Origin of the sequence: Pseudanabaena sp. 'Roaring Creek' (genome assembly GCF_001402795.1) — a bacterium.
In the GTDB taxonomy this organism is placed as follows: Bacteria; Cyanobacteriota; Cyanobacteriia; order Pseudanabaenales; family Pseudanabaenaceae; genus Pseudanabaena.
In genome coordinates this window covers 1-2,205 of sequence record NZ_LIRE01000538.1, presented here as the reverse complement: position 1 = coordinate 2,205, position 2,205 = coordinate 1, and the positions used below count along the sequence as shown (strand labels likewise).

General features: G+C 39.0%; 3 protein-coding genes. All 3 read right to left on the bottom strand.

Going from position 1 to position 2,205, the window contains the following annotated elements:
- Window positions 1-328: 328 nt before the first annotated feature.
- A complete protein-coding gene (locus AC805_RS16090; protein WP_055076360.1) occupies window positions 329-748 on the bottom strand; it encodes a type II toxin-antitoxin system VapC family toxin in 420 nt (139 codons plus the stop codon).
- On the bottom strand, window positions 741-1,001 hold the full coding sequence (locus AC805_RS16085; RefSeq protein ID WP_055076359.1) for a hypothetical protein: 261 nt from the start codon (window positions 999-1,001) through the stop codon (window positions 741-743). Before AC805_RS16085 ends, AC805_RS16090 begins: the two co-directional genes overlap by 8 nt.
- A gap of 256 nt (window positions 1,002-1,257) precedes the next feature.
- Window positions 1,258-1,929 (bottom strand): Uma2 family endonuclease, encoded by a 672-nt coding sequence (locus tag AC805_RS16080; protein WP_055076361.1) that lies wholly within the window; start codon window positions 1,927-1,929, stop codon window positions 1,258-1,260.
- Window positions 1,930-2,205: the final 276 nt, after the last annotated feature.

The window sequence follows — 2,205 nt, the reverse complement described above, 5'->3', positions numbered from 1 at the left end:
TAGTTACCGATGTTGGGTTATTCCTCAGCTTGCTAGTACAGCAGTTGAAGAAGCTCGATAGTCCTGTATCTGTTGCGGTTTAGGTTATAAATTACGAATTATGAATTACGAATTTAAAAATCTCAATTCGTAATTAACGTGAGTTCGGGATAATTTAAAACGGGCTTTGATACCAAATCACAAAATGGCGTAGCCATTTTGTGATTTTAAAACCCTTTCTCAAAGCCCAAAAGTAAAAGCCTTGCTTAGCAAGGCTTTTACTTTTGGGCTTTGAGAATTTACTAGCTTAACCAGAACTGACATTAGACATGAATGACAAAATTTGTAACTAAAAAATTACTCTCTCAAATGGTTGTTTACGATAGCGGCGATAAATGTCGAAGTCACTGTCTAATGTAGCGATCGCGGAAATATTTAGTCTTTCAGAGATGGCAATTAGTGATAAATCAGTAAAGTCTGCGGGTAGATCTTGATAGGTGGTGTTCAGTTCTTGGATTCTTTGATAGTCTGATGGTTGCAAGTGTTCGCATAAGATGACTTGCTTGAATAAAACAGATAAAAATTCGTTTTGAACTTTGATATTTGGCGCGAGTAGCCACAAAACCTCTGTAACACAAGCGACTGTGGTAATAAGTTGGCTGGTGCAGGTACTAAAGAAATTGATCGCTTGTTGATGGTGTTTGTCTTTGCGATCGTAAAATGCAACGATTATTCCAGTGTCAATTAAGATTAGGCGATGGCTATTCATGTCTTGCCTGATGCTTTGCTCTAATCTTTTCGGCAATTATTTTTTTACGGACGTTTCGATCTGATAAGTCTCCCGATCCTTCTAAAAAGTATTGAGGATAACCACCCATTCGTTCTAACACTGTTTTAGATGAGGTTGGGATAGTAGGAATATTTTTCTGAAGTGATGCGATAAATTGCAATACAAGGGGGATTTGCTGTTCGTCAAGTTGATTAAGCGCTTCTAGGAGTTGGCGCTGATCGTTAGGTGACATAGCTTTTGGGCGGAATATTTGAAGCCATTATAGCAAATTAGAGAATTACGAATGAGGATGGGAATTACGAATTATCAATTAACGTGAGTTCGAGATAATTTAAAACTGGCTTTGAGAAAGGGTTTGCTTAGCAAACCCTTTCTCAAAGCCCAAAATAAAAGCCTTGCGTAGCAAGGCTTTTATTTTGGGGCTTTTGAAAATTTGCTAGCTTAACCTGAACTGACATTAATTAGCCTTTTCCATATTCAGCGATCACTTAAAGATTATCTGGATCGATTCCCATGTTACGAAGCTTAGCTGAAATCTTTGCCATGTTATCCAGTGCTTGCTCTTTTGCAGATCGTTCTGCTTCAAGCTGTTCAGCCTGTTCGAGATAAGTTAAGAATCTAGTTCCATCAGGCTGTAAAACCCTGAGAGTTTCATCAGCAAGTTCAAAGCGAATTCCTAAACGGGGGCTTGTCCAGTTTTCGATATTAGCGATCGGCTCTAGATGACTATCATCTGGGTTTCTTAGCCAACCAGCCAAATCATTTGCAAGGTGATCGTAAACGTAATATTCTTCCACCCCATAGGTTTGATAAAACTCAAATTTTTGAGCCATTTCAGAAATTCGATTTCCCCTAGATAAAATCTCAAACACTACCTGGGGAGCAACTCCATCTTCTAGATGTTGAATGTAAGAACCTCTTGCTCCCTTCGGTCTACCAAATACCACCATCACATCAGGAGCGCGACGAATTACCGACTGACCTTCGACGGGATACCAGAACAAATCACCTGCCACAAATACATTATTGTTATCTTTAAATAGATTTTCCAATCCTCCCGCGATGGTCACAATCCATTGATAATGCTCTGTACTTTCTGCCATCGGTTGTCCATCGCTACTAGGATAGATAGTCTCTATTCTGGAGATTGTATTGGTCATAATTTTGATCGAAAAATTAGCGATCGCCAAGCAGCTCAATCTAATTATACCAAGTTAAGAAATGGCGTAGCCATTTCTTAACTTGAAAACCCTTACTAGGTTTAGTTTTTATAGCTACCGCCAACTGTATCAGGACATAAAACCCAAGATCATGTTGCCGCGCTCCGCGCGACAACACGATCTTGGGTTTTAATTTTGTCCTAACAAGACTGGCGGTAGCTATAATTCACAAAAGTATTGTCACACTTTTGTGAATTGGCATTATACATATTTTCT